Genomic DNA, 24,958 nt, shown 5'->3' with positions numbered 1-24,958 from the left:
GAGAAGCAGATGACGGTATTAGAGGAAATGCAGGGAGCAGCCTTTCAAATCATTGCCCATGCAGGCGAGGCAAGAAGTCATTATGTAGAAGCGATTCGTCTAGCAAGAGCTGATGATTTTGAAAAAGCGCAGCAGTTGATCGAAAAAGGGGAGGAAGCGTTTCGAAGCATCCACAACCTGCACTTGTCGCTGATTCAAAAAGAAGCGGCAGGTGAACAGCTTCCGTTTTCTTTACTGCTGATACACGCAGAAGATCAAATGCTCACAACAGAGACCATCCATCTGCTCGCCATCGAAATGATCGAAATGTGTAAAAAAATGAATACCCTGTCAAAATAGTTGTCAATGAATAACCAATTTCTGTTATAATCATTCGGTAGATAAAGAGAAAGCAGGATTGGTGAATGAAGAAAACATGTAGGCTGATGACGATTGGTCTTATGCTGCTGCTCATTTCGGGCTGTATGGGAATGAAGGAGCAGGCGGAAGGAAGCCAGCAAGTCGTCAAAGAGGAAAAGGGTCCATTACAAACAAAAGAGATTCAGCAGAAAAAAGAAACGGCAGTGATAGAGACAAAAACCTGGATGAAGCAAAAGGAGCCGGTCGAGCTCCCGATTTTGATGTATCATAGTATCTCAAGCGGCAACTCGTTACGTGTGCCAAAGAGCGAATTTGCATCTCATATGAAATGGCTGAAGGACAATGACTATGTCACACTGTCGCCAGAAGAGGCGTACCGCGTTTTCACAACAAATTCGATGCCAAGTAAGAAGAGTGTCCTCATTACATTTGATGATGGATATACGGATAACTATACAAAGGCATTTCCAATTTTAAAGCAGTATGGAATGAAAGCAACGATTTTCATGATTGAGCAATCCATTGGCCGTCCAAATCACTTAACGGATGAGCAAATGGATGAGATGATGGCACATGGGATATCGATTGAGAGTCATACGATTCATCATTTAGAGCTCAATCGATTATCAAAGCAGCAGCAGGAAGAGGAGTTAAAAGGATCAAAGACATTCTTCGATCAGCGGTTTTCTCAGCGTACGAGAATGGTCAGCTATCCTGTCGGGCGCTATAATGAAGAGACGTTGAAGCTGGCGAAGGAAGCTGGATATCAAATGGCTGTCACCACTGAACCAGGACATGCGAAGAAGGAACAAGGCATGATGTCCTTGCACCGCGTCCGCATTTCACCGGGACTTTCACCGGAAAGCTTTGGCAGGCTGGTCGAAGGGAAGTAACGATCAATGTTTCACATGAAACATTTTACGACAAGTTTCGCGGGACCTGAATAAAACTTGTTTAGGATTTAGATAGATTCATGCAATATAAGGAATCAGTTTTTTAATATACTGATTCTTTTTTATTTAGCTAAACAAGGTCATACAGTTGCCAATAGAAAGTAGGAGGGCATAAAGTAAATATGATTTTTAAGTTATATAGATTGTTGTTCAGTTTATTTGATCAATTGAACAACAAAAAAGCTGTATCATTCATTTTAAACATTGTGCAGGAATAAAAAAATAAATTAAGCTCACTCTAATTTAAAATTACTGTAACTAAAGCTCTTATAGTTTTTTACACATGAAGGTTAAAAAAGTATGCTTATCTATGGTAACAAATTGATACTTATGGTAACATGTAATTGCACAAGTTTTTTTGTTCAACTCGGACTAAGTTGAACTAGTTTTCAAACTGAAGCACGAGAGCTTCAAGGTGAATTTCTTGAACGTCACCATATAACTGAAAAGAAATTTAATTTGAGCACTCGGCTGACTACCGTGTGCTTTTTCTATGTATAAATTTATCATGTGATGAATATACTGAAGTAATATAGAAAAAATAAAGCAGCCCTCCAAAAAACAGAAACGAGATAGAACCAGCATTACCTTGACTAGGGGTAATGAAGGTGCCACTTTATTTTTCATTATCATTTTAAGGGTTAATTCAGAACGGTCTCTTATCTATCATCCATGCTATGAACTGGACTAGAGTTCGGATTGAATTTAAGATAAGTAACCAAAGCTTGTACTTGCAGGTACAAGCTTCTTTCTTTTTGTTCTTGCGTCTCTCAACGCGTGAACGCACAAGTTTTGTTCTCAAACTGACCCCTCCTTTCTCGGCATAAAAACACCTTTAGTATAGAAGGGGGGAGGACTATCGCTTGCTACACGTTTCTATGTATATTTTACCATCCTTTCTATTAAATGACGAATAGCACTTTGTTGTTTCCTCTTCGTTTTCATCATTTATCAAAAAACTCCATATGAGCTTTTTCTTCCTTGTAATAATCCATTCGGTCTTTTAAGGTTCCTGTATGAAACTCGAATTTATGTCCATCAGGGTCCGTAAAGTAGATGGAATGACGATCCTTTTTATCTCTCGGCCGGCTTGGTAAGATGTAGACGTTCAAATTTTTTAATTTGTTGTACATGTGATCTATATCCTCTTCATCAATTGAAAAAGCGATGTGTGTGTATGAGTGATGGATATCTTGGCGAGGAATATCCTTTTCTACATTGAGGGCAAGCCATAGCCCGTTCAAATCGAAGTAAGCTGTCGTTCGGCCCTTTGCTAACAATGTGGCGTCAAAGACCTTTGTGTAAAAATCAATAGATGCATCTAAATCAGAAACAGAAAATAACAGATGGTTTATTCCTTTTATTTTCAAATCAATCACCCCATTATAAATGATGAGAAAAAAGCTTGCAGATCCGATCTACAAGCTTTTTATTGATAAACGGGATAGCCCGTCATTTTGATATCTTTTCCGAGTGGTTCCACGGTGAGTTGATCCAGTTCAATGGCATCACTCATGAGGCGTATGCCTTCGCCTCCGAAAAAGGAAGGGGAAAGTCGTCCGCCAATGAGCTTAGGCGCCATATAGATGACCAATTTATCTACAAGCTGCTGTTCTAAGAACGAGGCGTTAATCTGGCCGCCGCCTTCAATCATGAGAGAGGAGATATTTTTTTCTCCCAGCACTTGAAGCACTTCCTGCAGGGGAACCCGCGTGTCGCTGTCTGTCATAAAGACACGGACGCCAGCTTCTTCTAAAGCCGCTCGTTTTTCCTCATCGGCTTGCTTTGTTGTAAAGATCCATGTAGGTGCCATCTGATCGGTGACGATCTTTGCTGTCAGTGGTGTTGACAGCTTAGAGTCTAAGACAATTCGAATCGGATTGTTCCCATTTGGAATCCGCGCAGTTAATGAAGGGTCATCGTGAATGACGGTTTGAGCACCGACCAAAATCGCATCATTGATACTGCGGATATGGTGAGCATCATAACGGGATGTCTCAGATGTAATCCACTTGCTGTCAGACGTGGAAGAGGCGATTTTCCCATCTAAGGTAATGCCCGCTTTGAGCGTCACAAAAGGTGTTTTTTTCGTAATAAAGTGATTAAATACTTCATTCATTAGAATGGATTCCTGTTCAAGTACGCCCGTGATGACTTGGATACCCGCGTCTTGTAAAATGGCAATCCCGCGGCCAGCGACAAGCGGGTTTGGATCAAGTGCCGCCACGACAACGGTTTCGACGCCGGCTTTCACAAGTGCTTCCGCACAAGGGCCTGTGCGCCCATGGTGGGAACAAGGCTCAAGGGTCACATAAATCGTGGCTCCTTTTGCCTTGTCCCCGGCCATGTTAAGTGCATGAATTTCAGCATGCGGTTCACCGGCTTTCATATGAGCACCGACTCCAACAATTTCATTCTCTCGCACAATCACAGCCCCGACGAGCGGATTCGGAGATGTCTGACCTTTCATTGCCCGTGCATTATCAAGGGCTAGCTTCATATATCGCTCATGATGTGGCAATCGTACGCACCTCTTGCTCCGCCTTCATGTGACCTGAGCGGTTGATTTTTGTCTGCAAGTATTTTTCGTTAAATTCAGAGACATCTCCCCAAAGCGGAATGCGTCCAGAAAGTGATAAACCTGCATGGCTGATCGCATCTGTCTTTTTCGGGTTATTGGTAATGAGTCTGACCGGCTTTGTACGAAGTGTTTGAAGAACGGCAATGGCTTCTTCGTATTGACGTGTGTCATCTTCAAAACCAAGTGCTTCGTTCGCTTCTACTGTATCGTAGCCGTTTTCTTGAAGAATATAAGCCATGGCTTTACTGAAAAGACCAATGCCGCGGCCTTCATGATTGGCTAAGTAAAACAGGGCTCCCGCTCCATTGTCCTCAATCATTCGCATAGACTGCTTCAATTGGAATCCACAGTCACAGCGCTTGCTTCCGAAAATATCGCCAGTGTGGCAAATGGAATGCATGCGGATAAGAGCTTCGTCAGCGTGCTCAAAATCCCCATATACAAGAACGCTTGACTGCTGATGATCAGCAAGCTGGCGGGACGAGAGGCTTTCAATTAAAGCTTCATCCGACAATGGCTCTTCTCCATCATCTTTTAACCATGAATACCAGTTAAACATGACGGTTCTGCCGTCTAAATTCACTGGCAGTTTAATGGGTCCAGTGATATATATATACCCGTCTTCTTGCTGTACTCGTTTGATTTTATCTTTTAATATGGCTGTTTTAAGCTCTGTGTGTTTGTCCATATTCTGCACCTTCTTTTTAGTCTGTTTCTTCAATCTGTAAACGAACGAGAACGCCAAATGGATCAACAAATTCGCTGCTTTTTCCTGTCGTGTTGACTTGAGTGCCTGCTTTTGTCAGGCGTTCGATGACGGATTGTCTGTCTGCTTCTTCTGGGAAAACCAGTGTATAGCTTCTAATTCCTGAGAAACGTGGATCAATGGCTCCTTTTCGTCCGCGTCCCCATGCATTAAAGGCAAGGTGGTGGTGGTATACACCAGCGGCGATAAATAGGCTTGCTGGTGGAGCCATTCGGATATGAAAACCGAGCGTATGGACATAAAAAGGATCTGCTTCTTCTGGGTTGAGATGGAAATGCAAGTGTCCCATCACTGTGCCCGCAGGGAGTCCTTCCCATGTGGTATCAGCGGCTTCCTGCAGGAGTCCATCTCCATCAAGCGGTGAATTTCCGCCACCTTTCAGTTCTCCATGCTCACCTACCCAAATGTCCTGAGGACGGTCCGCATAAATTTCTACGCCAATGCCGTCAGGATCACTTAAATAAATGGCTTCACTGAAAAAGTGATCGCTTGCTCCAATTAAAGGATAGCCTTTTTTGATCACATGTGCCAGCCATGTGCCCAGGTTTTTTCTGGTAGGTAATAAAACAGCAAAATGATAAAGTCCTGGCTCATGATCAGGCTTCTCTTTGAGCTGTGCATCTTCTTTTAACAAAAGAATCGGTTCCTTTGCATTGCTGCCAAGTGTCACCGTGGAATCTGTTTTTTCTAATATAGAAAATCCTAAAATGTCTGTATAAAAAGGTAAAGAACGATCAAAGCTGGACACATGTAATTCTGTCACACCCAACCTTAGCTGCTCAATTGTCTTCAAGCTCGGTCATCTCCTTCATGATATATGCATCGGCATGTTCAAATGTTTTTGAAAATCTATAAAAAATAAATACCTTGTTACTTTTAGTAACTAAACTATATAATAGTTAGTGACTTATTTCAAGTAATTAATTATGTTATAATGAAAAAAAGAGAAAAAAGCAGGAGGGAGTAAGATATGGCACAAGTAGATGGCTGCCCAATTACAGATGCCATGGAGATTCTAGGCAAGAAATGGGTCATTCTCATCATCAATCAGCTTCTGACAGGGCCTAAGCGTTTTTGTCAGCTTGAAAATGAAATGAACATCAGCGGAAGATTACTATCAGAAAGGCTGAAGGATTTAGAAGCTGAGGGACTTGTTGAGAAAAAAGTATATCCCGACATTCCAGTGCGGATTGAATACGAATTAACGGTGCAAGGGAAGAAAATTGAACCGATTATTCGTGAAATGTATGCTTGGTCTTTAGAGCGTAAAAACAGCAAAATAGAGGAACATGTTCCTTCTTAATCCATTTCGATCAGTGTGTCTGATCGAAATTTTTTTGTGTGATTTTCCAGAAAACTAAGACAATAGTATGAAAAATGATATTGACAATTATTTCACCCATTATATAATATCAAGGAGAAGAGGGTTCTTTTCCCTGTAATGGAATGGAGGTTATGCCATGGTATTATGAATGGGACAGATTGCCTAAAACTCTTATCAATCCATCATTTAGAAGCAGACATCTTTGACTTTAGGAAGCAAAGATTTATTTTTTCAACTCAATTGATAATGATTATCATAATCATCTATAAGTGTGTTCCAGCATTTATGAAGGTTATTTTTTTTATTGTCTATTGAGAATAATTATCAATATCATTTAGGAGGGCTCACATGAAAGTCATTCGTTCAACATCACCCGTATTATTATTCCTTAGTTTTGTTCTATTATTTGCTCTAGCTCCTGTTAGCTCAGCCTCAGCAGCTGGCTTAGCAGATGGTCAATATTCAGCGCAATATGTGGTTTGGAAGGCTGATAGCGATTCGACTTCAACAGCGAATACGTATTTCGAAAAACCAGCCAAGCTTGTCGTAAAGGATGGAAAAATCAAAGCACAAGTCACGTTAACGAATAGCTCTTGGATCACAAGCTTTAAGACGCTCGATCAAGGTGTCTACAAAGATGCGAAGGTGATTAGTACAAATACAGCTGCGAATAAGAGGACAGTAGAATTCAATGTGAACAGCCTGACTGAGGTCGTACCAGCAAAAGTGAGTGTGACTGTACCGGCTATCGGATATACAGGCAATTACGACATTCGTCTCAAGTTTGATGCGGCATCTGTTCAATAGAAAGGGAGGAAATTCGCTTGATGAAAATAAGAATGAGGCTGTCAGTCTTCATGGCGGTTTTTTTACTGGCACTTATGCTGCCTTTTTCAAACGCACAGGCTGCCGCATTAAAGGATGGTACATACTCCGTCAATTATACAGTGCTGAAAGCTGAAGGAAATGCGGTCTCAATGGCAAATGATTACTGGCTGAAACCAGCAAAAGTGATAGTGAAAAATGGGAACCTGACAGTGCAAATGACGATTAAAAATAGCAGCTGGGTAACGGAATTTAAAGTACCAGGAAATGGCGGCTATGTCGATACAACCGTTCTCTCAACAAATAAAAAAGCCAATACAAGGCTCGTTCAGTTCCAGGCTCAAAACTTGTCTAAACCAATCACGTCAAAAATTCATGTCACTGTGAAATCTGCTGATTATGATCATGATTACACCATTCAGCTGAAATTTGATGAAAGCAGCATCAAGTCACTTTCTTCTAACAGTGCAAATCAATCAGCGGGTGCAGCAGAAAGTCAGCAGCCATCAAAAGAATCAACGAACAAAGCTGATTCATCCACAACGAAACAAGAAGAAAATCCTCAAACTGGTGATACAAGCCAAATAGGATGGCTCCTTGTGCTTGTCTTATGTTCAGGCGGGTTTTTAGCAAGAAAGTGGATCATCAAGCATTAACGGAAGGAAGTGTCACCATTTGAAACGTCTTTTTCATCTAAAGGCAGCCATTCTGCTCGTTTTATTCAGTTTGTTGACTGCGTTTCAGATTCCTCAAGGAACAGCTCAAGCGGCATCATTCGTTGATGGTGAATACACAGTCGGATTCACCATTTTAAAAAATGGCAGCACAGAAGCGTCCATGATGGATACCTATACAGAAAAGCCAGCTAAGCTGATTGTGGAAAATGGCAAAAAAACAGCCTATGTCACACTGAAGCAAAGCAAAGAAATAACAGATTTCAAGGTCGAACAAAATGGTGCTCTCGTTACCACTGAAACGGTCAGTGAGGACGAAACAGCCAATACACGTGTGATCAAATTTAATGTCGACGACTTATCAGCGAAATTAAACGGCTGGGTGAAAATTTACTGGGATTTAGGCGGCTTTATTTATGACGAAGCATATGACGTACAGCTTGCATTTGATCAAAGCAGCCTAACACTCGTTACGCCTGCAAAACCAGACGATAATGAAACAAAGCCAGATGACCAAAACGGTACAAAACCAGACGATAACGAAACAAAACCAGATGACCAAAACGGTACAAAGCCAGACGATAACGAAACAAAGCCGGATGACCAAAACGGTACAAAGCCAGATGATAACGAAACAAAGCCTGATGACCAAAACGGTACAAAACCAGACGATCAACCGACAACACCAGGCAATAACAATGGCACAAAACCAAAACCAGATGATTCTGCGCAAAATCAATTAAAAGATGGCGTATATCGTATTAATTACAGTGTGCTAAAAGGGGATACGGATGAGGCATCTCGAATGAGTGATTACTTCTCACACCCTGCATCCTTAACGGTCAAAAATGGAAAGCAAACCATTTCCTTTACGGTGAAGGACCATAAGTCTGTCGCTTCTTTAAAAACAGAGAAAAACGGTTCTTATCAAGAAGCCAAAACAGTCAGCAAGGATGAGGCAAAGAATACTAGAGTGGTTTCATTTGATGTAGATGATTTGAAAAACGAGGTCAAAGGAAAAGTACACATTGTAGTAGCAGCCGCTAACTATGACCAAATCTACGATATTCTTTTTCAATTTGATTCAAAGAGTATCGCTCCAGTGAAGGACGGGCAGGTGGTAGAGGAAGAAAAACCAGCTGTACCAGAAACACCAAAACCAAACACACCAACAACAGAAACAAATAACGGCGAAGCAAATCAAGAGACGGCTCAGCTAAAAGATGGTGTATACAAGCTTCCTTTCTCAATGAAGAAAGCAGACAAGGATGAGCTTTCTCGTATGAACGATTACGTTGTGAGTCCTGCGACACTGGTTGTAAAAAATGGCCGCCATTTCGTTTCATATACAGTGAAGAACAGCTCAGCCATCACGTCATTCCAAGTAGGAACAGGCGGAAAGTTTGAAGAGACTCTTGTTGCGAAAACAGATGAAAAAGCAGATACACGCGTTATTCAATATGAAGCAAAAAGTTTAAGTGGAGCTCAGGCTGCACGCGTAAAAATTGATATTCCAGCTGCGAACTACCATGAGCAGTATGATGTCAAACTTGTCTATGACACAAAAGGAATCGCTCCTGGTGAGGGAAGCGGAATTTCAACAGTCATTGGAGACGATGAGAGTATCGGCTTTGTCAAAAATCCAAATGATCACGATTCTCAAACAAATCAACTTAAGAATGCAGCACCTGAGGAAACGGGTGCGGAGCAGATGACATTTACGCCATCAGATGATCAAACCAAATCTGAGTCTGGACAGCTGAATCCGAAAACGGGAGATACCTCTCTTCTTTGGGTGTATATTCTTTTATTCGGCGCTTCGTTATTCGTACTCGTTAGAAAATATCAAACACGGACAAGATAGTTCGTTTTATTTTAAGTGAGATGCGCCATTTATGTCGGCGCATCCACTCTCTTTTTTCGAAAGGAGGCTTCCGTTTTTGAAGCATCGAATGTTATGTACCTTGATCGCTGCTCTCAGTGTGTGCGTGATCTTATCGGGCTGCTCACAGTCAGCAGAAAGCTCAGCAAAAGGCAAAAAAAGCGCTGAATCAAGTGAGCGCATTGTAGCAACGACTGTAGCTGCTGCGGAGATCATGGATGCTTTAGAGGTGGATCTTGTCGGGGTGCCAACAAGTCAAAAATCCTTGCCAGCTCGTTACAAAGGACTGCCGGAAGTCGGCAACCCAATGAGCCCGGACATGGAAATCATCCAATCACTTCAACCGACAGATGTCCTGTCTGTCACAACCCTTCAATATGATTTAGAGACACCCTTTCAGCAAGCAGGTGTCCCTGCTACATACTTAAATCTTGAGAGCATGTCCAACATGGAGAAGGCCATCACGAAGCTTGGAGATCAGTATGACAGAAAGAAGCAGGCTGAACGCATTGTGTCTGAGTTTGAGCGAAAAAAGAAAGACATTCAAGAGAGGACGAAAGGAAAACGCAAGCCGTCCGTTCTGATTTTGCTTGGTGTGCCAGGCAGTTATTTGGTGGCGACAGAGAATTCATATATTGGTGATCTTGTGCGTATCGCAGGAGGAAAGAACATTGTGGAAGGCGAGAAAATGGAGTATTTGGCATCCAATACGGAATATTTACAAAAAGCCAATCCAGATATCATTCTCCGGGCCGCACATGGGATGCCAGACGAAGTCGTTCAAATGTTTGATGAAGAATTCAAAACAAATGACATCTGGAAACATTTCAATGCGGTCAAACAAGACCGGGTGTATGACCTCGAAGAAAGCTTATTCGGGACAACAGGCAATTTAAAGGCAGCAGAAGCATTAGATGAATTGACTCGTATGTTGTATCCGTCATAAGCGGCGAATCTTAATGATAAAAGGACGTTCAAGATGAAAAAAACAGGGATTTTATTTCTGATAGTCAGTCTCTTACTGGTCTGCGTGTTTATTTATTCAGCCATTACTGGGAGCATTCATGTCACCCCAATTGAATTATTAGAAGGGCTCATCACCGGTCAACATGCACAGGTAGAAATCATTAAAGATTTGAGAATTCCCCGCATGCTTATCGCGATGTTTACAGGGGCCGCCTTATCTGTCTCTGGTGTACTGCTGCAGTCGGTCATGAGGAATCCGTTAGCTGATGCCGGCGTCATTGGCATTTCATCAGGAGCCAGCTTCTTTTCATTAATGGCGATTACAGCGCTTCCTCAATTTTATTTCTACTCTCCTTTATTTTCGGTATTAGGCGGAGCTATTGCGTGTTTCCTCGTGTACGTTCTGTCTTGGAAGGGTGGTTTAAGCCCGATCCGCATGATCTTGGTTGGGATTGCCATCAATGCCATGTTTACTGGAATGGCTGAAGCATTTGTGACCATTTGCAGCTATTTCAATATCACAATTAATCAGTCAGGGCAGTCGAATCTCACGATGAAAACGTGGGGAGATGTCCGTTTAATCGGTGTCTATGGTGTCGCCGGCCTTGTCGTTGCACTCTTCTTCAGCAGATGGTGCAACCTCCTGGCTCTTCAGGACAAGACAGCGAAAAATTTAGGATTGCGTGTGACCAGAATGCGCCTTTTGATTTCCATCACAGCCGTTTTACTTGCGGCGGTGACAGCTGCAGTAGCGGGCGTGATAGCCTTTGTCGGCTTGCTCATTCCGCACATTTCAAGAAGGCTTGTCGGCTCGGATCACCGGGTACTGATTCCATTTTCTGCGTTAAGCGGGGCTTTGCTTATTTTGACGGCTGATACGCTTGGCAGGACGCTTGTGGCGCCAAATGAGATTCCTGCTTCTACGATCATGGCCGTGATTGGCGGGCCGTTTCTGATCTTTTTATTAAGAAGGGGGGACCGTCTCCATGGACATTCGTGAAGTGTCATTCTCATATGACCAGCAGAAGGACATCGTTCAATCAGTCACAACAAAGATTGAAAAGGGGAAAATCACAACCATTATCGGTCCAAATGGCTCGGGAAAATCCACGCTGCTTTCCTTAATGGCGAATAATCATTGTCCAAATAAAGGGCAAATTCACTTAGACGGGCAAACGCTGAATACGTTCAAGCCAAAGGAGCTGGCAAAAAAGCTCGCTGTCGTCCATCAGCAAAATGAAGCGCCGCTTGATTTAACGATCGAACGGGTCGTGGCATTCGGCAGAACGCCGTACCAGACGATGCGCGGAGGAGACAAGGAAGAGGATGAGAGAGCGATAGAGTGGGCGCTGTCCAGTACAAAGCTAACGGACAAACGAAAGGTGCCGCTCGCCTCACTGTCAGGTGGAGAGCGGCAGCGTGTATGGATTGCGATGGCACTTGCGCAAAAAACACCGATCCTTTTCTTAGATGAACCGACAACTTATTTGGATATTTACTATCAATTTGACATTCTTGAGCTGATCCGTGAACTGAATGCCGTGCATGGATTAACGATTGTCATGGTGCTGCACGACATGAATCAGGCTGTCCGCTACAGCGATATCATCATAGCAATGAAGGATGGACAGGTTATCAGTGAAGGACAGCCAAACGATGTGTTAACAGAGGAAAACGTGCGGCACATTTATGATGTGTCCGTCACGATTAGACAGGATGCAGAAACAGGGATGTACATCGTGCCTGTTGGTATATAAGCTGGGCAAAAAGCAGGTGAGACAGTGTGAAACGAGGAAAACGGCTTTGGCAGCGAATGCTGACGATCGTTTGTTTAGGCGTATTTATTTATAGCGGGACAGCCATCGGCTTCGAACTTTTCGGTTATTATCAAAATCGCCAGGTGCTTGCAAAGGCTCAGACGATGTATGGATATGAAGAAGATATGACTGAAAAACGGGAGCAGGGAAAGATCCGTTCGTCATTTGATGAGCTGCGGAAGGTGAATGAGGACATTGTCGGCTGGATCAATATGAAAGACACGATGATTCAGTATCCGATTGTTCAATCTCACGATAATGCGTTCTACTTAACTCGCAATTATTTAAAAAACGACACCCGGGCAGGCAGTATCTTTATGGATTATCGTAATGATGTCCTGCATGAAAGCCCAAATACAGTGGTGTACGGCCATCGGATGAGGGATGGATCCATGTTCGCTGGACTCACAAACTATCTAAAAAAAGATTTCTTCCAAGAGCACCGGACATTTCAGTACGATACGCTGTATCAAAGCTATGAAGCGGAGATTTTTGCTGTGTATGAAACGACGGTTGACTTTGACTATATTCAAACCGATTTTCAAGATCTTGGCGAATATGCGCACTACTTGCAAGCTGTGCGGAAGAAATCAATCTATCAAACGAAGACAGACGTGTCCACAGATGACCTCATCCTCACCTTATCGACCTGTGATCATGTGCTTGCACCTAAAAGCGGGCGTCTCGTGGTACAGGCAAAGCTAAAGAAAGTTTACTAGAAAAGGAGAGACAGACGGTTGAAATTTTCAGATGTGATCTTAGCGGGACTCGTCTTGATGCTTCTCCTCGGCGGATGCAGTCAGGCAGCACCTGTAGAGAAAGGAAGCGGGCAAGGAGCGCTGAAAATAAAGGATTTTACCGGAAGAACGCTGTCGTTTGATGAATCCCCTCAGCGTATCGTCGCCTTGTCGACCGGGGACATGAGTATTCTGTATGCTTTAGGCGGTAAGGCGGTCGGCCGGCCAACTGCTGAGCTACCAGCCAGCTTACAAAAGGCAAAGTCCGTACAAACGATTGGCACAACGCATCAATTTGATGTAGAGCTGATCACAAGCTTAAAGCCTGATGTTGTGCTTGGAAATGAACAATTAAACAGCAAGGACATCTCTACAATAGAAGGAATTGATTCACAGCTTCTTTTGACAAGTGCCAATTCAGTGAAGGACATCCAGCGTCAAATCTCGTTATTTGGGGAGTTGCTCGGAAAGCAGCAAAAGGCTAAAGCACTCAATGAGCAAATTGATGAGCGAAAAAAGCAGGTCAAGCAGCCTAAGAAAAAAGTGAAAACACTCGTTGTGTACGGTGCACCTGGCACATATATGGCGGCACTTCCTCAATCTTTAAGCGGAGATTTGCTGCACATCGCTGGGGGTGCAAACATTGCTGAGAATGAACCGACACTCGAAAAATTTCCTCAATACGCTCAAATTAATGCAGAAAAGGTGATCGAAGCCGATCCTGATCTCATTCTGCTCATGACACACAGCAATCCTGAGGATGTGAAAGCGGGCTTTATGAGTGAAATGAAACAGAATGCAGCATGGCACGATGTATCAGCTGTCAAGAATGGCCGCGTGGAGATTCTGCCTAGTGATTTATTCGGGACGAACCCAGGCGCAGACGTTATAAAGGCGATTGATGAACTAGAGAAGAGATTGAAGCGATTGTCATCATGAAGGTGAATGCAGAGTTAGATTTTCAAAAAAGACAGTCGAGACGAAGATGGCTGATACCGGGACTGCTTTTCTCGCTAGGTGTGGGCATATGTCTAGGGCTTGCATTAGGTTCTGTTCAATTATCGCTGCCAGATTTGATCGCTGCTTTGACGGGATCAGGCCAGCCAGTCCATGAAAAAATCGTCATGGATTTACGCCTGCCGCGCGTTCTCATAGGTTTTATCGTCGGGGCCTGTCTCGCAGCATCAGGGGCCATTTTACAAGGAGTCGTCCGAAATCCACTCGCTGACCCCGGGATCATCGGTGTGACTGCCGGCGGCGGGTTAGCTGCTGTACTCAGCATGATTGTGTTTCCGCAATTCACTTATCTGCTTCCAGCGGCTGCCTTCCTAGGGGCTTTATTAGCGGCACTTGTTGTGTATATTTTGTCGTTCGATCAAGGGGTTTCACCACTGAAATTGATTCTGGCGGGAGTGGCAGTCAATGCCCTGCTTGGTGCGGTCATGAATGGATTTATGGTGCTTTATAGTGAGCGTGTGCAGGCCGTTCTGCCTTTTTTATCAGGAGGATTAAATGGACGGAGCTGGCATCACCTGAGCTTTGTGTCACCTTATGCGATTGCTGGATTGTGTCTTTGTTTTTTTGCGATCAAGCCGGCAAATCTTCTTTTGCTTGGTGATGATTCAGCACAGCTGCTCGGCCTTAGAGTCGAGCGAACCCGATTTTTCTTAATTGCACTGGCGGCGCTTTTGGCGGGTGCAGCTGTAAGCGTGAGCGGTTTAATTGGATTTGTCGGTCTTGTCGTCCCTCATTTTATCCGCCTTTTAATTGGAGATGACTACCGGTACCTGCTGCCGATCTCAATGCTTGGCGGCGGCGTACTTGTGGTTTTTGCTGATACAGCAGCACGGGTATGGTTTACACCGGTTGAACTGCCTGTTGGTATTCTGCTTGCCTGTATTGGTGCACCTTTCTTCCTCTATTTATTAAAAAAGAAAGGGAGGGGTTAAGTTGGATGTGATTGCGATGGATGACGTGAGCCTCAGTCAAGGAGGCTTTCGATTGTCGTCTATTTCAGCAGCTGTGCCTAAAGGAAGTGTAACAGGAATTATTGGACCGAATGGGTCAGGGAAGTCGACGTTTATTAAAGCGGCCGCACGCCTTACGTCGATTGAAAGCGGCATGATTTATATTCACGATATCCCGCAAAAAGAAATGACAGCACAGGAGATTGCACAAGAAATCGCCGTTCTGATGCAGACGAGAACGGCCATCCCATCGATGACAGTACGTGAGCTGGTTGCACTTGGACGCAGTCCGCATCGTTCGATCTGGAAAAAGAGCTCGAAGACAGATCAGGAAGCGATAGAGTGGGCGCTTGATGTGACAAATAGCCGCGTGAATGAAAACAGGATGCTGCATACATTGTCAGGCGGAGAAAGGCAGAAAGCGTATATTGCCATGGCACTGGCTCAGAAGACAGAGACGATTATTTTGGATGAGCCTACCACTTACTTAGATATTGCACATCAGCTTGATTTACTAGAGCTGCTCAAACAGCTGAATGAAACGCATGGGATCACTATTTTAATGGTTCTTCATGACCTGCAGCAGGCAGCAAAATATTGTGATCGCCTGATTGCAATGAAGCGTGGTCAGGTTTACCAAATAGGGACACCAAAGGAAGTATTAACAGAAAACTTTTTCAAAGAGGTCTTTGGGATTCAGGCAGAGGTTCACCTAGATGGAGAGCATCCGCTCATTATCCCAATCGCTTCGATCCAACAACAAAAGGGAGATGAATCAAACATGATCATTGTAAACAACCAGGTTAGAGTAGAAAAAGGCAGTGCAGACCACCTCGTCAAGCGTTTTAACAAGCAGGGACAAGTAGAATTCATGGAAGGATTTTTAGGCATGGAAGTCTGGGTCACACAGCAGACAACCGATTACGATGAAGTGACCATTCATACCCGCTGGAATCGAAAAGAAGACTTTGTGAACTGGACAAAATCTCAGGCATTTGGAGATGCACACGCTCATGGAAAAGCGAAACCTGAAGGCCTATTAAAAAACAAAATTACGTACTATGAAGTCCAAGTGACAAGACCTGCTTTACAGAAAAAAGCTTAAAATAGAAACAAAGCGCTGCGGCTCACATGCAGCGCTATTTTTTTGCAGTTGTTTATTTCCCGTCACATATTCTTGACAAAGTATTCAAACAACTGACACAATACCATCCAAATTTTAGGTAAAATTTACTTTATTTTTGAAGCGTATGGGTGTAAAGTACAGGTATAAATAACTAACCGAATGAAAATCAAGAGTAAAATTTCACCGAGTGAACCATTTCAAATGGACTTTTATTTGTGAAACATTGAACAAATAGTGAATATTTTGTGAAATGGTGAGCATGAATCGTTCGGCATGTGAAAGTAAGGGAGGATGTAAGGCTGTGAGTGAGCTGTTTTTAGCAAGATTTCAATTTGCTTCAACGACATTATTTCATTTTATTTTTGTTCCTATGTCAATAGGTTTGGTGTTTATCGTCGCATTGATGCAGACCCTTTATGTCGTCAAGAAAAAAGACATCTATAAAAAGATGGCGAAGTTTTGGGGTCACCTGTTCTTACTTAACTTTGCAGTAGGTGTGGTAACAGGGATTCTGCAGGAATTCCAGTTTGGGATGAACTGGTCAGATTATTCAAGGTTTGTCGGTGATGTCTTTGGTGCACCGCTTGCCATTGAAGCACTTTTGGCCTTTTTCCTTGAATCTACATTTATTGGACTTTGGATATTCGGCTGGGATCGTCTGCCGAAGAAGATTCATTTATTGTGCATTTGGCTTGTTTCCCTTGGTACGATCTTTTCGGCGTTTTGGATTTTACTCGCCAACTCATTTATGCAGGAGCCAGTTGGATTTGCCATTAAAAATGGCCGTGCAGAAATGAATGATTTTGGGGCTCTTGTGACGAACCCGCAGCTTTGGGTTGAGTTCCCGCACGTTCTGTTTGGTGCGCTGGCAACAGGTGCTTTCTTTATTGCAGGAGTTAGTGCCTATAAAATGATCAAAAAACAAGAAATCGCCTTTTTCAAAAAATCATTCCAGATTGCGATGGTTCTCGCTTTAATTTCTGGCTTAGGTGTAGCATTTTCTGGACATGATCAAGCGAAGCACTTAATGAAATCACAGCCAATGAAGATGGCAGCAAGTGAAGCCCTTTGGAAGGATAGTGGAGATCCAGCAGCTTGGACACTATTTGCCAACATTGACACAGATAAAAAAGAAAACTCTGCGGAGATCAATATTCCGTTTGCCTTAAGTTATTTGGCATATTCGAAGTTCAGTGGAGATGTTCCAGGCATGCTGACACTTCAAAAAGAATATGAAGCCAAGTTTGGTCCCGGAGACTATATTCCGCCAGTGAAAACAACATTCTGGAGCTTTAGAATCATGGTCGGTGCCGGCATGCTGATGATTTTTGCTAGTATGATTGGTTTGTACTTGAGCTTTAGAAAGAAACTCGAAACAAACAAATGGTTTTTACGCTTCATGGTAGGGATGATTGCGTTCCCATTTATTGCGAATTCAGCCGGCTGGATCATGACTGAAATTGGGCGTCAGCCATGGACCGTCTTTGGTATGATGACGACGGCTCAATCGATTTCACCGAATGTATCGTATGGCATGCTGTTATTCTCAGTCATTAGCTTTACGGCGATGTATCTGATTCTTGCCATTTTGCTTGCCTACTTATTCATTCGAGAAATTAAAAAAGGTGCACATTCTGAAGAGGATACAGATCAAAAGGATGAAACGGACCTGTCTACAGATCCATTTGATGGAGGCGCATATCATGGCATATCTTAACGAGATTTGGTTTATTCTTGTCGCAGTATTGTTTGTTGGATTTTTCTTCTTAGAAGGATTTGATTTTGGTGTCGGGATGTCCATGCAGCTGCTTGGAAAGGACGCGCACGAGCGCCGCATTTTAATCAATACGATTGGTCCTTTCTGGGATGCGAATGAGGTCTGGCTGATTACAGCTGGCGGTGCTATTTTCGCTGCATTTCCTCACTGGTATGCCACGATGTTCAGCGGATACTATATTCCGTTTGCGGTTCTTCTCTTAGCGCTCATTGGGCGCGGAGTCGCCTTTGAATTCCGAGGGAAGGTTGAGAAAGCCTCTTGGATTAAGGCGTGGGACTGGGTGATCTTCTTTGGCAGTCTGCTTCCGCCGTTTTTGCTCGGTGTGTTATTCACGAGTATTTTACGCGGGATGCCAATTGATCAAGACATGAACATGTACGCTGGATTTACGGACTTTGTGAATCTTTACTCAGTGATCGGCGGGTTAGCTGTGACGGTTCTTTGCCTGCTGCATGGCTTGATTTTCGTCACACTTCGTACAGAGGGTGACTTAAGAGATCGTGCAAGAAAATTGGGCCAGCGTGTCCTGCTCATTGCACTCCCTGTTCTTGTTATATTTGTCGGTGTGTCCATCATTGAAACAGACATTTATACCGTACGCCCGATCATCACCATTCCGTTAACTGTGCTGATTGTGGTTTGTTATATAGCTGCCCTTGTTTTGATGAGAAAAGAACGTGATGGCTGGACATTCTTATTCACAGGCACAGGCATCATGGTGACGGTGGCCATGCTTTTCACAGCATTGTTCCCGCGCGTCATGATTAGTTCAATCAGCCATTCGTTTGATCTCACAATTCAAAACGCTGCATCTGGATCTTATTCACTGACGGTCATGACGATTGTTGCCGTTTCTTTGCTGCCCTTTGTGCTTGGGTATCAAATTTGGAGCTATTACGTCTTCCGTAAACGTGTGAGCGGTAAGGAGCCAATGACCTACTAATGGATAAACGTTTGCTTCAACTAAAAGGAATGAGAGGGCTACTTGCCCTCTTAGGTATTGTGTCACTCATCCAAGGAGCAAGTATTATTTTCCAAGCACAGTGGCTGGCACATGCCATTACAACGCTGTTTGACGGGAAAAGCCTCTCGCAGGCAACGCCTTATGTCCTGCTGTTTCTTGCTGCCTTTGTTGTGCGGCACGGTCTCACCTTGATTCGGGAGAAGGTCATGTTTACCTACTCTTCCCGAATTGGAGCAGACGTCAGAAAGCAGCTGCTAGACCAACTCTTTCGATTAGGGCCTGCCTTTGCAAAGAAAAAAGGGACAGGAAAGCTTGTCACATTAGCAATGGAAGGAATTGCTCAATACCGTCAGTATTTACAGCTGTTTTTGCCGAAAATGGTGAACATGGCAGTGATTCCGGCGATGGTCCTTATCTATGTGTGGACATTAGATGAAACATCAGCCGTCATTTTAATTGTGACGCTGCCAATTTTAATTATTTTTATGATTTTGCTAGGCCTTGTTGCTCAGCGTAAAGCGGCCAAACAATGGAGATCGTATGAGAAATTATCCAATCATTTTACTGACTCTCTCCGGGGCCTTGAGACGCTTCGTTACTTAGGTATCAGCAAAAAACACTCCCGTAATATTGCGGAGGTGTCAAAGCGATATCGAAAAGCGACCATGAGTACGCTGAAGGTCGCCTTTCTGTCATCGTTTGCCCTCGATTTCTTTTCCATGCTATCGATTGCAACCGTCGCTGTTTTTCTTGGCTTACGTTTAATTGAAGGAGAGCTTCTGTTATTGCCGGCTTTGACGGCGCTTATGCTGGCACCGGAGTATTTTCTGCCGGTACGTGAAGTGGGAAATGATTATCATGCGACGTTAAATGGAAAAGAAGCGAATGAAGCCATGCAGGTCATTTTAGAAGAAAAAGGCTTCCGCGCGCAGGAGACACAATCTGTGCATCTGAATAAGTGGGATGAACAATCCGTGCTCACCCTGCAGGATGTTTGTGTTCAGCATGATGAACATGCCCCTTATTCCATTCAGGATGTGGATCTCACTGTCAAAGGGAAGAAAAAAATCGGCATCATTGGTGCCAGTGGTTCAGGGAAATCGACATTAACCGATGTCCTCGGCGGTTTTGTTGAACCGTCTTCAGGTCAAATTACGCTAAACGGCCAGCCGCTTGTTCATTTACAGATGAACGAATGGCAAAAGGAAGTTGTCTATATGCCGCAGCATCCCTATTTATTTCACATGACATTAAGAGAAAACATTCGTTTTTATGAACCGAATGCAACAGACGAAGAAGTGGAAAGAGCTGTGCATGAGGCTGGCTTATCTCAGCTGGTTACGCAGCTGCCAAATGGACTGGATGAGGTCATTGGAGAACAGGGAAGAGAGCTAAGCGGCGGACAGGCGCAAAGAATTGCGCTTGCTCGAACTGTGCTGGGCCAGCGGTCCATTATGCTGTTAGATGAACCAACGGCGCATCTCGATATTGAAACAGAGTATGAACTGAAGAAAACAATGCTTCCATTGTTTGAACATAAACTTGTGTTCTTAGCGACACACAGGCTCCATTGGATGCCGGACATGGATGAAATCATTGTCATGGATCAAGGAACCGTCGCAGAAATGGGGACACATGAATCATTAATGCAAAGAAAAGGCGTGTATTATCAATTGGTACAGGAGCAAATGGGGGCGGTCACACATGGTCAGTAAAGGCTGGTTTATACCTTATATCAAGGAGAATCAAAAGCTGTTTGCCTTGGTTTTATTTTTAGGAGCCATTGCGGTATTCTCTGCTTCTATGCTGATGTACACATCGGGATTTCTCATTTCAAAAGCTGCGACAAGACCTGAGAATATACTCATGGTCTACGTCCCAATTGTGGCTGTACGTACCTTTGGTATTTCGCGCTCTGCTGCCCGCTACGCAGAAAGGCTGGCAAGTCATCAGCTCATTTTGACAATGATTGAAAAAATGCGTGTACGCCTCTATGACATGGCTGAACGAAGTGCCAAACGGACAAAGCTGGGGACAGGTGAAATGCTTGGTCTCTTGTCAGATGATGTGGAGAGATTGCAGGATGCCTATTTAAAAACCATCTTTCCATCCATCGGTGCACTGCTTTTATATGCCGCATCCATTGGAGCACTTGGTCTTTTCTCATGGCCTTTTGCTGGACTGATGCTGCTTTATATGGCACTTCTCGTATTCGTTTTCCCATACGTCACAGTGCTTGTGAACCGGGCAAGACAAATTCAAATGAAAAAAGGCAGAAATGAACTGTACAGCCATTTAACAGATGCAGTCATGGGCGTTAGTGACTGGCTGTTCAGCGGCAGGCAGAAAGATTTTGTGGATGGATATGAACAGAAAGAAGCACAGCTGTTAGCGCTTGAAGCAGCGAAACATCGATTTATCCGCGTGCGTCAATTTTTGGCACAGCTCTTGATTGGAGGAGCTGTCGTGCTTGTTGTGTATTGGAGCGGCTCGGTCGTTCAGTCAGGATCCATGTCACACACACTGATTGCAGCCTTTGTGCTTGTGCTGTTTCCGTTAACAGAAGCCTTTCTTCCGCTGTCAGATGCGGCAGGTGATATTCCCGTCTATCAGCATGCTGTCAGCAGGTTGCATCATTATGAAAAGCAGTCATATGAAGGAGAAGCTGAGAGCAAGGCAGTGGATCAGTCAGCCATTTCTCAAGATGAAGCTGTCTGTTTTGATCAAGTGTCCTTTCGGTATGACACGCATCGATATGTCCTTCAAGACCTGTCCTTTTCTCTGAAGCAAGGGGAATCACTCGCGCTTTTAGGAAAAAGCGGTGCAGGCAAATCGACCATTTTAAAATTGTTAGAAGGGGCAGTCGTTCCAAATCAAGGAGCGGTCAGCATTCAAGGGAAATCGGTTCAAAGCATTCAAGAGAAGGTGTCTGCCTATGTGTCTGTGCTCAATCAACAGCCTTATTTATTTGATACGTCTGTTTTAAACAATATTCGTTTAGGATCTCCAGAGGCGACAGAAGAACAGGTAAAAGAAGCAGCAAGACAAGTGCAGCTGCATGATTACATTGAGTCTTTGCCAGAAGGTTATCACACAGGTGTTCAGGAGACAGGGGTTCGATTTTCAGGTGGAGAAAGACAGCGTATAGCGTTAGCTCGGATATTGCTTCAGGACACGCCGGTAGTTGTATTAGATGAACCGACCGTCGGGCTTGATCCGCGGACAGAGCGTGAATTGCTTGAAACCATCTTCCGTGTGTTAAAAGGGAAAACAGTTATTTGGATTACCCATCACCTGACTGGCTGTGAGGCATGTGACCGCATCATGTTTATTGAAAACGGGCGCATTGAGATGCAGGGTCAGCATCAGGATTTACTAAAAGAAAACACGCGTTATCAAAAGTTGTATGAAATGGATCGTCCATTTTCTACTATTTAAATGAATGAAATGACAAGAACGTTCGGACAGGAAATCTCTGCCCGAACGTTTTGTGGTTTAAGGGTTTACTTTCCCAACACCTGCATTTGATATCACTTCTGATTTCACATTGTTCACGTTAAGCAAAGAGTAGTTATAAGGAGGGTTATACGTACCTGTTGAAGACGTAGGCAGACTGCCTGTGCTGTTAATATACGAGTTGTTGATGACATGCCATGTACCAACTTGACGGCTGTCCCAGCTTCCGATCGCATTTTTGGTGTTTTCAAATACGTTGTGTTCAATTCTCATCTTCGCGCCCATACGCGAGTTAATCGCTGTTGTGAGGATGTCTTTGTAATAGTTGTTATAGACATGTCCTTCCCCGAAGCGCATAGACGGTACACGAGAGTTCAGGTTTTCAAAGCGGTTGTTATGGAACGTAATTTTTCGATTGTAGTTATCGTTATCGGAGCTGCCCATGAGCATTGTTTTCCAGCTGTCATGTACATAGTTCCACGAGAAGGTAATGTAGTCAGAGTCATTTTTTACATCAAATAAACCATCGTAGTCATCCTTCCCGGAATTCAATGTATTGTACAGTTCATTATGATCGACCCATATGTTTTTAGCACCGCCTTCAATCCCGATGGCATCTTTGTCACCGATTTTGCTGTGGTGGATTTTCAAGTTGCGGATGATGATGTTATTGGCACGCCATACTTTAATGCCAATCCCATTCAATTCGCCGTTCGTCCCTTTCCCGACGATCGAGACATTATTTGTATCTTTCACATCGATTTTATTGGCTGATGTGTTAGAGGGGGTAATCGTCCCGTCTACAACAATTTTTAATTTTTCGTTTGTTCCTTTATTTTTGAGGGCAGCCAATAGTTCATTTCCAGTTTTGACTGTGACGGTTTTACCGCCTTCACCGCCTGTTGTGCCGCCATTTAATGTGGAGAAGCCTTGTTGATTAAAGTTGGCCATAATAGAAGGGCTTTCTGGATATTTGGCTGCTGCCTTTGCCTCCCCGTTTGGTGCAAATAACGAAGTGACGAGACCGACAGCTAATACACCGGCTAACATTGGAATTTTTCTCTTCAAAGTCAACATCTCCATTCTATTTTATTTTAATGAAAACGTTTCCAAAATAAGCTGTGATTCAACCACTCCTCCTTCCTTCACAAGCATCGCTTCATTCGGAATGTAGGATGAGCATAGCATGCAAAAAGGTATCATCGGCTAAGGATAGGCGCAGCTTATTCCATGATTTTCTAGGAAGCTAAGCCAATGATTATTTCATTTTCATCTTCATGAGATAAGGACCATTGACGATAGGTATGAGGATGACATCATGATTATGGAGAGAAGGCTCTCCGTTTGGTAGAAAAACAAGATGATTACGAACGCATCATTTTGTTAGAGAAGAAGGAATGCCATAATCATTACATAAGAAAAAATTGGATATAAAACGAAAATCATAGGAGATATGCTAAAAAATAAGGTCTATTTTAAACGATATTATCATCCGTGTCGTCTCATGAATAAGAGAAGAAAAGAAAGGAGGGGCGTGTTTGGAGCAGACAGAAGAGATATTATTGATTCAGCGGGCAAAACAGGGAGATGATGCCGCGTTTACAGCCCTTTATCGGCATCACTATTCCTTTGTTTACCGATATATGTTGAAGCTCACCCTTCAACAAGAGCTGGCAGAGGAAATCATGCAAGAAACGATGCTGAAAGCGTATATGAAACTTTCTTCATTTAGAGGAGATGCCTTATTTTCAACCTGGCTCATTTCGATTGCCTCTAGGCAATTTTTAGATCACCAGAAGAAAAGAAAACGTGAACAAATGAGAGAAGGAAAAGCGAATCAGGAAGCCATACGCCGCTTTAAATGGGACGTTCAGCAAAAGGGGAACACATGGCATGACATGTGGGATGCTTTAAATGAATTAAAGGCTCAGGAGAGAGCACCGATTATTCTGCACTATTATTATGGCTTTACCTATCCAGAAATGGCTTCAATGCTCGGAATGAGAGAAGGCACTGTGAAATCGAGGGTTCATCATGGATTAAAGAAAATTCGAAAGGAGTGGGATTTATGAAGGAAGATCGTTTGACCGAACGTTTAAAAGAAGAGCTCAAGCAGCTAGACGAACAAATTGAAGTGGAAAAGCCAAGTGAGCAGGCTGTCATGATGATGCTGAAACAGGCGAAGGAACAAGAGAAAAGGCGTTTTAAACAAGAAGTGCTGGCATACGTTTTAATCAGTTTGACTATTCTAGCACTCTTTGCAGCTGCCATTACCCATTTGCCTATCATCTTCATACTTCTCCAAATAGTGAGCGTCCCCATCTGCTTTGTTGTTGGCTACAAGGAATATCAACATATCAAAGGAGGGTCTTCCTTATGAGTCAGTCGGAAATGATCATCTTATTGTGCGTCTTGCCGTTATTGTTTGCACAGGGCTTTCTTTTATTTATGGATGCAAAGAAAAGAGGGCGTTACAAGTGGTTTTGGGGCATTGTCGGTCTCATTAACTTTCCATCGTCTTCTATTTTATATTGGCTTTGTGTCGTGTTACCTGATCGAAAAAGAGGCGGGAAGCCCCGAAAAGATTGAGTGCATCCGATCAAACTTTTGACCCTTTTTTCAATGGAAAACCAGCTAGAAATTCATCATGATTCATGTATTTGTCAAAGAAAACGGGACGAGAAACATCCGCTCGTTCGTTTCTAGCACATTAGTCATTCCTTGAGCGCTTATTTTTAAAGACAATCGCTGCGGCTGCTTGATCTATCTCAATTCGGCATCAT

The 24,958-nt window shown here is 43.4% G+C and carries 25 protein-coding genes; 20 read left to right on the top strand and 5 right to left on the bottom strand.

Features of this window, described 5'->3' with window-relative positions:
- Positions 1 to 9: 9 nt before the first annotated feature.
- Positions 10 to 339, top strand: coding sequence for a PTS lactose/cellobiose transporter subunit IIA (locus tag MHH61_RS07860; RefSeq protein ID WP_024423898.1), 330 nt, complete (start codon positions 10 to 12; stop codon positions 337 to 339).
- Between the two features lie 65 nt (positions 340 to 404).
- Positions 405 to 1,253, top strand: a complete 849-nt coding sequence (locus MHH61_RS07855; RefSeq protein WP_024423897.1) for a polysaccharide deacetylase family protein — start codon at positions 405 to 407, stop codon at positions 1,251 to 1,253.
- Positions 1,254 to 2,257: 1,004 nt separating this feature from the next.
- Here MHH61_RS07855 and fosM read toward each other — a convergent pair.
- From fosM to MHH61_RS07835, 4 genes are read right to left on the bottom strand one after another with little or no spacing between them, the layout of a single operon-like run.
- Positions 2,258 to 2,683, bottom strand: coding sequence for a FosM family fosfomycin resistance protein (fosM, locus tag MHH61_RS07850; RefSeq protein WP_081125082.1), 426 nt, complete (start codon positions 2,681 to 2,683; stop codon positions 2,258 to 2,260).
- 59 nt (positions 2,684 to 2,742) lie between these two features.
- Entirely contained in the window at positions 2,743 to 3,834 is a 1,092-nt protein-coding gene (ribD, locus tag MHH61_RS07845) for a bifunctional diaminohydroxyphosphoribosylaminopyrimidine deaminase/5-amino-6-(5-phosphoribosylamino)uracil reductase RibD (protein WP_125586888.1), read from the bottom strand.
- A complete protein-coding gene (locus MHH61_RS07840; protein WP_125586886.1) occupies positions 3,821 to 4,582 on the bottom strand; it encodes a GTP cyclohydrolase II in 762 nt (253 codons plus the stop codon). Before MHH61_RS07840 ends, ribD begins: the two co-directional genes overlap by 14 nt.
- A 16-nt stretch (positions 4,583 to 4,598) precedes the next feature.
- Positions 4,599 to 5,453 carry a VOC family protein gene (locus MHH61_RS07835; protein ID WP_044334348.1) on the bottom strand — a complete coding sequence of 285 codons (855 nt, stop codon included), beginning with the start codon at positions 5,451 to 5,453 and terminating at the stop codon, positions 4,599 to 4,601.
- A 177-nt stretch (positions 5,454 to 5,630) separates the two neighbouring features.
- Here MHH61_RS07835 and MHH61_RS07830 point away from each other — a divergent pair, with 177 nt between their 5' ends.
- The 15 genes from MHH61_RS07830 (at position 5,631) to cydC (ending at position 22,157) form a co-directional block, all read left to right on the top strand.
- A complete protein-coding gene (locus tag MHH61_RS07830; RefSeq protein WP_024423893.1) occupies positions 5,631 to 5,963 on the top strand; it encodes a helix-turn-helix domain-containing protein in 333 nt (110 codons plus the stop codon).
- Positions 5,964 to 6,332: 369 nt separating this feature from the next.
- On the top strand, positions 6,333 to 6,791 hold the full coding sequence (locus MHH61_RS07825; RefSeq protein ID WP_044334343.1) for an NEAT domain-containing protein: 459 nt from the start codon (positions 6,333 to 6,335) through the stop codon (positions 6,789 to 6,791).
- Positions 6,792 to 6,811: 20 nt separating this feature from the next.
- Positions 6,812 to 7,465, top strand: coding sequence for a heme uptake protein IsdC (isdC, locus tag MHH61_RS07820; protein WP_125586884.1), 654 nt, complete (start codon positions 6,812 to 6,814; stop codon positions 7,463 to 7,465).
- Between the two features lie 19 nt (positions 7,466 to 7,484).
- Positions 7,485 to 9,347 carry an NEAT domain-containing protein gene (locus MHH61_RS07815; RefSeq protein ID WP_368004469.1) on the top strand — a complete coding sequence of 621 codons (1,863 nt, stop codon included), beginning with the start codon at positions 7,485 to 7,487 and terminating at the stop codon, positions 9,345 to 9,347.
- A gap of 76 nt (positions 9,348 to 9,423) precedes the next feature.
- Positions 9,424 to 10,311, top strand: a complete 888-nt coding sequence (isdE, locus tag MHH61_RS07810) for a heme ABC transporter substrate-binding protein IsdE (RefSeq protein ID WP_125586880.1) — start codon at positions 9,424 to 9,426, stop codon at positions 10,309 to 10,311.
- Between the two features lie 33 nt (positions 10,312 to 10,344).
- Positions 10,345 to 11,331 (top strand): iron ABC transporter permease, encoded by a 987-nt coding sequence (locus MHH61_RS07805; protein WP_024427509.1) that lies wholly within the window; start codon positions 10,345 to 10,347, stop codon positions 11,329 to 11,331.
- Entirely contained in the window at positions 11,318 to 12,088 is a 771-nt protein-coding gene (locus MHH61_RS07800) for an ABC transporter ATP-binding protein (RefSeq protein ID WP_024423886.1), read from the top strand. The genes MHH61_RS07805 and MHH61_RS07800 overlap by 14 nt, the downstream gene beginning before the upstream one ends.
- A 26-nt stretch (positions 12,089 to 12,114) precedes the next feature.
- Positions 12,115 to 12,867 carry a class B sortase gene (srtB, locus tag MHH61_RS07795; protein WP_034281345.1) on the top strand — a complete coding sequence of 251 codons (753 nt, stop codon included), beginning with the start codon at positions 12,115 to 12,117 and terminating at the stop codon, positions 12,865 to 12,867.
- 18 nt (positions 12,868 to 12,885) lie between these two features.
- Positions 12,886 to 13,824, top strand: coding sequence for an ABC transporter substrate-binding protein (locus MHH61_RS07790; protein WP_125586878.1), 939 nt, complete (start codon positions 12,886 to 12,888; stop codon positions 13,822 to 13,824).
- Entirely contained in the window at positions 13,821 to 14,834 is a 1,014-nt protein-coding gene (locus MHH61_RS07785; RefSeq protein ID WP_125586876.1) for an iron ABC transporter permease, read from the top strand. The genes MHH61_RS07790 and MHH61_RS07785 overlap by 4 nt, the downstream gene beginning before the upstream one ends.
- 1 nt (position 14,835) lies before the next feature.
- A complete protein-coding gene (gene isdG / locus MHH61_RS07780; protein ID WP_024427505.1) occupies positions 14,836 to 15,957 on the top strand; it encodes a heme oxygenase in 1,122 nt (373 codons plus the stop codon).
- A 322-nt stretch (positions 15,958 to 16,279) separates the two neighbouring features.
- Entirely contained in the window at positions 16,280 to 17,695 is a 1,416-nt protein-coding gene (locus MHH61_RS07775) for a cytochrome ubiquinol oxidase subunit I (RefSeq protein WP_024423881.1), read from the top strand.
- Positions 17,682 to 18,698 carry a cytochrome d ubiquinol oxidase subunit II gene (gene cydB, locus MHH61_RS07770; protein ID WP_024423880.1) on the top strand — a complete coding sequence of 339 codons (1,017 nt, stop codon included), beginning with the start codon at positions 17,682 to 17,684 and terminating at the stop codon, positions 18,696 to 18,698. The genes MHH61_RS07775 and cydB overlap by 14 nt, the downstream gene beginning before the upstream one ends.
- Positions 18,698 to 20,434: a thiol reductant ABC exporter subunit CydD gene (gene cydD, locus MHH61_RS07765; RefSeq protein ID WP_125586874.1), complete on the top strand. Its 1,737-nt coding sequence runs from the start codon at positions 18,698 to 18,700 to the stop codon at positions 20,432 to 20,434. The genes cydB and cydD overlap by 1 nt, the downstream gene beginning before the upstream one ends.
- Positions 20,424 to 22,157 (top strand): thiol reductant ABC exporter subunit CydC, encoded by a 1,734-nt coding sequence (gene cydC, locus MHH61_RS07760; protein WP_125586872.1) that lies wholly within the window; start codon positions 20,424 to 20,426, stop codon positions 22,155 to 22,157. The genes cydD and cydC overlap by 11 nt, the downstream gene beginning before the upstream one ends.
- Positions 22,158 to 22,214: 57 nt before the next feature.
- Here the strand turns inward: cydC and MHH61_RS07755 are convergent, their stop codons facing one another.
- The gene (locus tag MHH61_RS07755) at positions 22,215 to 23,252 is read right to left on the bottom strand and encodes a polysaccharide lyase family 1 protein (RefSeq protein WP_042995243.1); all 1,038 of its coding nucleotides are present in this window, start codon (positions 23,250 to 23,252) and stop codon (positions 22,215 to 22,217) included.
- Between the two features lie 461 nt (positions 23,253 to 23,713).
- On the opposite strand from MHH61_RS07755, the gene sigY reads away from it, so the two are divergent.
- Genes sigY through MHH61_RS07740 form a run of 3 tightly spaced genes read left to right on the top strand, consistent with a single transcriptional unit; the run spans position 23,714 to position 24,764 of the window.
- Positions 23,714 to 24,247 carry an RNA polymerase sigma factor SigY gene (gene sigY, locus MHH61_RS07750; protein WP_056765404.1) on the top strand — a complete coding sequence of 178 codons (534 nt, stop codon included), beginning with the start codon at positions 23,714 to 23,716 and terminating at the stop codon, positions 24,245 to 24,247.
- Complete coding sequence (locus MHH61_RS07745; RefSeq protein ID WP_041108357.1) at positions 24,244 to 24,555, top strand: YxlC family protein; 312 nt, start codon at positions 24,244 to 24,246, stop codon at positions 24,553 to 24,555. The genes sigY and MHH61_RS07745 overlap by 4 nt, the downstream gene beginning before the upstream one ends.
- Complete coding sequence (locus MHH61_RS07740; protein WP_041108354.1) at positions 24,552 to 24,764, top strand: hypothetical protein; 213 nt, start codon at positions 24,552 to 24,554, stop codon at positions 24,762 to 24,764. The genes MHH61_RS07745 and MHH61_RS07740 overlap by 4 nt, the downstream gene beginning before the upstream one ends.
- The last annotated feature ends 194 nt before the right edge of the window (positions 24,765 to 24,958 follow it).

Source organism: Bacillus sp. FSL K6-3154 (genome assembly GCF_040869395.1).
Classification (GTDB): domain Bacteria; phylum Bacillota; class Bacilli; order Bacillales; family Bacillaceae; genus Bacillus; species Bacillus safensis.
This window is presented reverse-complemented; position numbering and strand designations above follow the sequence as displayed.

Excerpts from the sequence above, each read along its gene's own strand:
- MHH61_RS07860 (WP_024423898.1), top strand. The coding sequence starts at position 10 with ATGACGGTATTAGAGGAAATGCAGGGAGCAGCCTTTCAAATCATTGCC.
- MHH61_RS07855 (WP_024423897.1), top strand. The coding sequence starts at position 405 with ATGAAGAAAACATGTAGGCTGATGACGATTGGTCTTATGCTGCTGCTC.
- MHH61_RS07840 (WP_125586886.1), bottom strand. The coding sequence starts at position 4,582 with ATGGACAAACACACAGAGCTTAAAACAGCCATATTAAAAGATAAAATC.
- MHH61_RS07830 (WP_024423893.1), top strand. The coding sequence starts at position 5,631 with ATGGCACAAGTAGATGGCTGCCCAATTACAGATGCCATGGAGATTCTA.
- MHH61_RS07825 (WP_044334343.1), top strand. The coding sequence starts at position 6,333 with ATGAAAGTCATTCGTTCAACATCACCCGTATTATTATTCCTTAGTTTT.
- isdC (WP_125586884.1), top strand. The coding sequence starts at position 6,812 with ATGAAAATAAGAATGAGGCTGTCAGTCTTCATGGCGGTTTTTTTACTG.
- MHH61_RS07805 (WP_024427509.1), top strand. The coding sequence starts at position 10,345 with ATGAAAAAAACAGGGATTTTATTTCTGATAGTCAGTCTCTTACTGGTC.
- MHH61_RS07800 (WP_024423886.1), top strand. The coding sequence starts at position 11,318 with ATGGACATTCGTGAAGTGTCATTCTCATATGACCAGCAGAAGGACATC.
- MHH61_RS07785 (WP_125586876.1), top strand. The coding sequence starts at position 13,821 with ATGAAGGTGAATGCAGAGTTAGATTTTCAAAAAAGACAGTCGAGACGA.
- cydB (WP_024423880.1), top strand. The coding sequence starts at position 17,682 with ATGGCATATCTTAACGAGATTTGGTTTATTCTTGTCGCAGTATTGTTT.
- cydD (WP_125586874.1), top strand. The coding sequence starts at position 18,698 with ATGGATAAACGTTTGCTTCAACTAAAAGGAATGAGAGGGCTACTTGCC.
- cydC (WP_125586872.1), top strand. The coding sequence starts at position 20,424 with ATGGTCAGTAAAGGCTGGTTTATACCTTATATCAAGGAGAATCAAAAG.
- MHH61_RS07755 (WP_042995243.1), bottom strand. The coding sequence starts at position 23,252 with ATGTTGACTTTGAAGAGAAAAATTCCAATGTTAGCCGGTGTATTAGCT.
- MHH61_RS07745 (WP_041108357.1), top strand. The coding sequence starts at position 24,244 with ATGAAGGAAGATCGTTTGACCGAACGTTTAAAAGAAGAGCTCAAGCAG.
- MHH61_RS07740 (WP_041108354.1), top strand. The coding sequence starts at position 24,552 with ATGAGTCAGTCGGAAATGATCATCTTATTGTGCGTCTTGCCGTTATTG.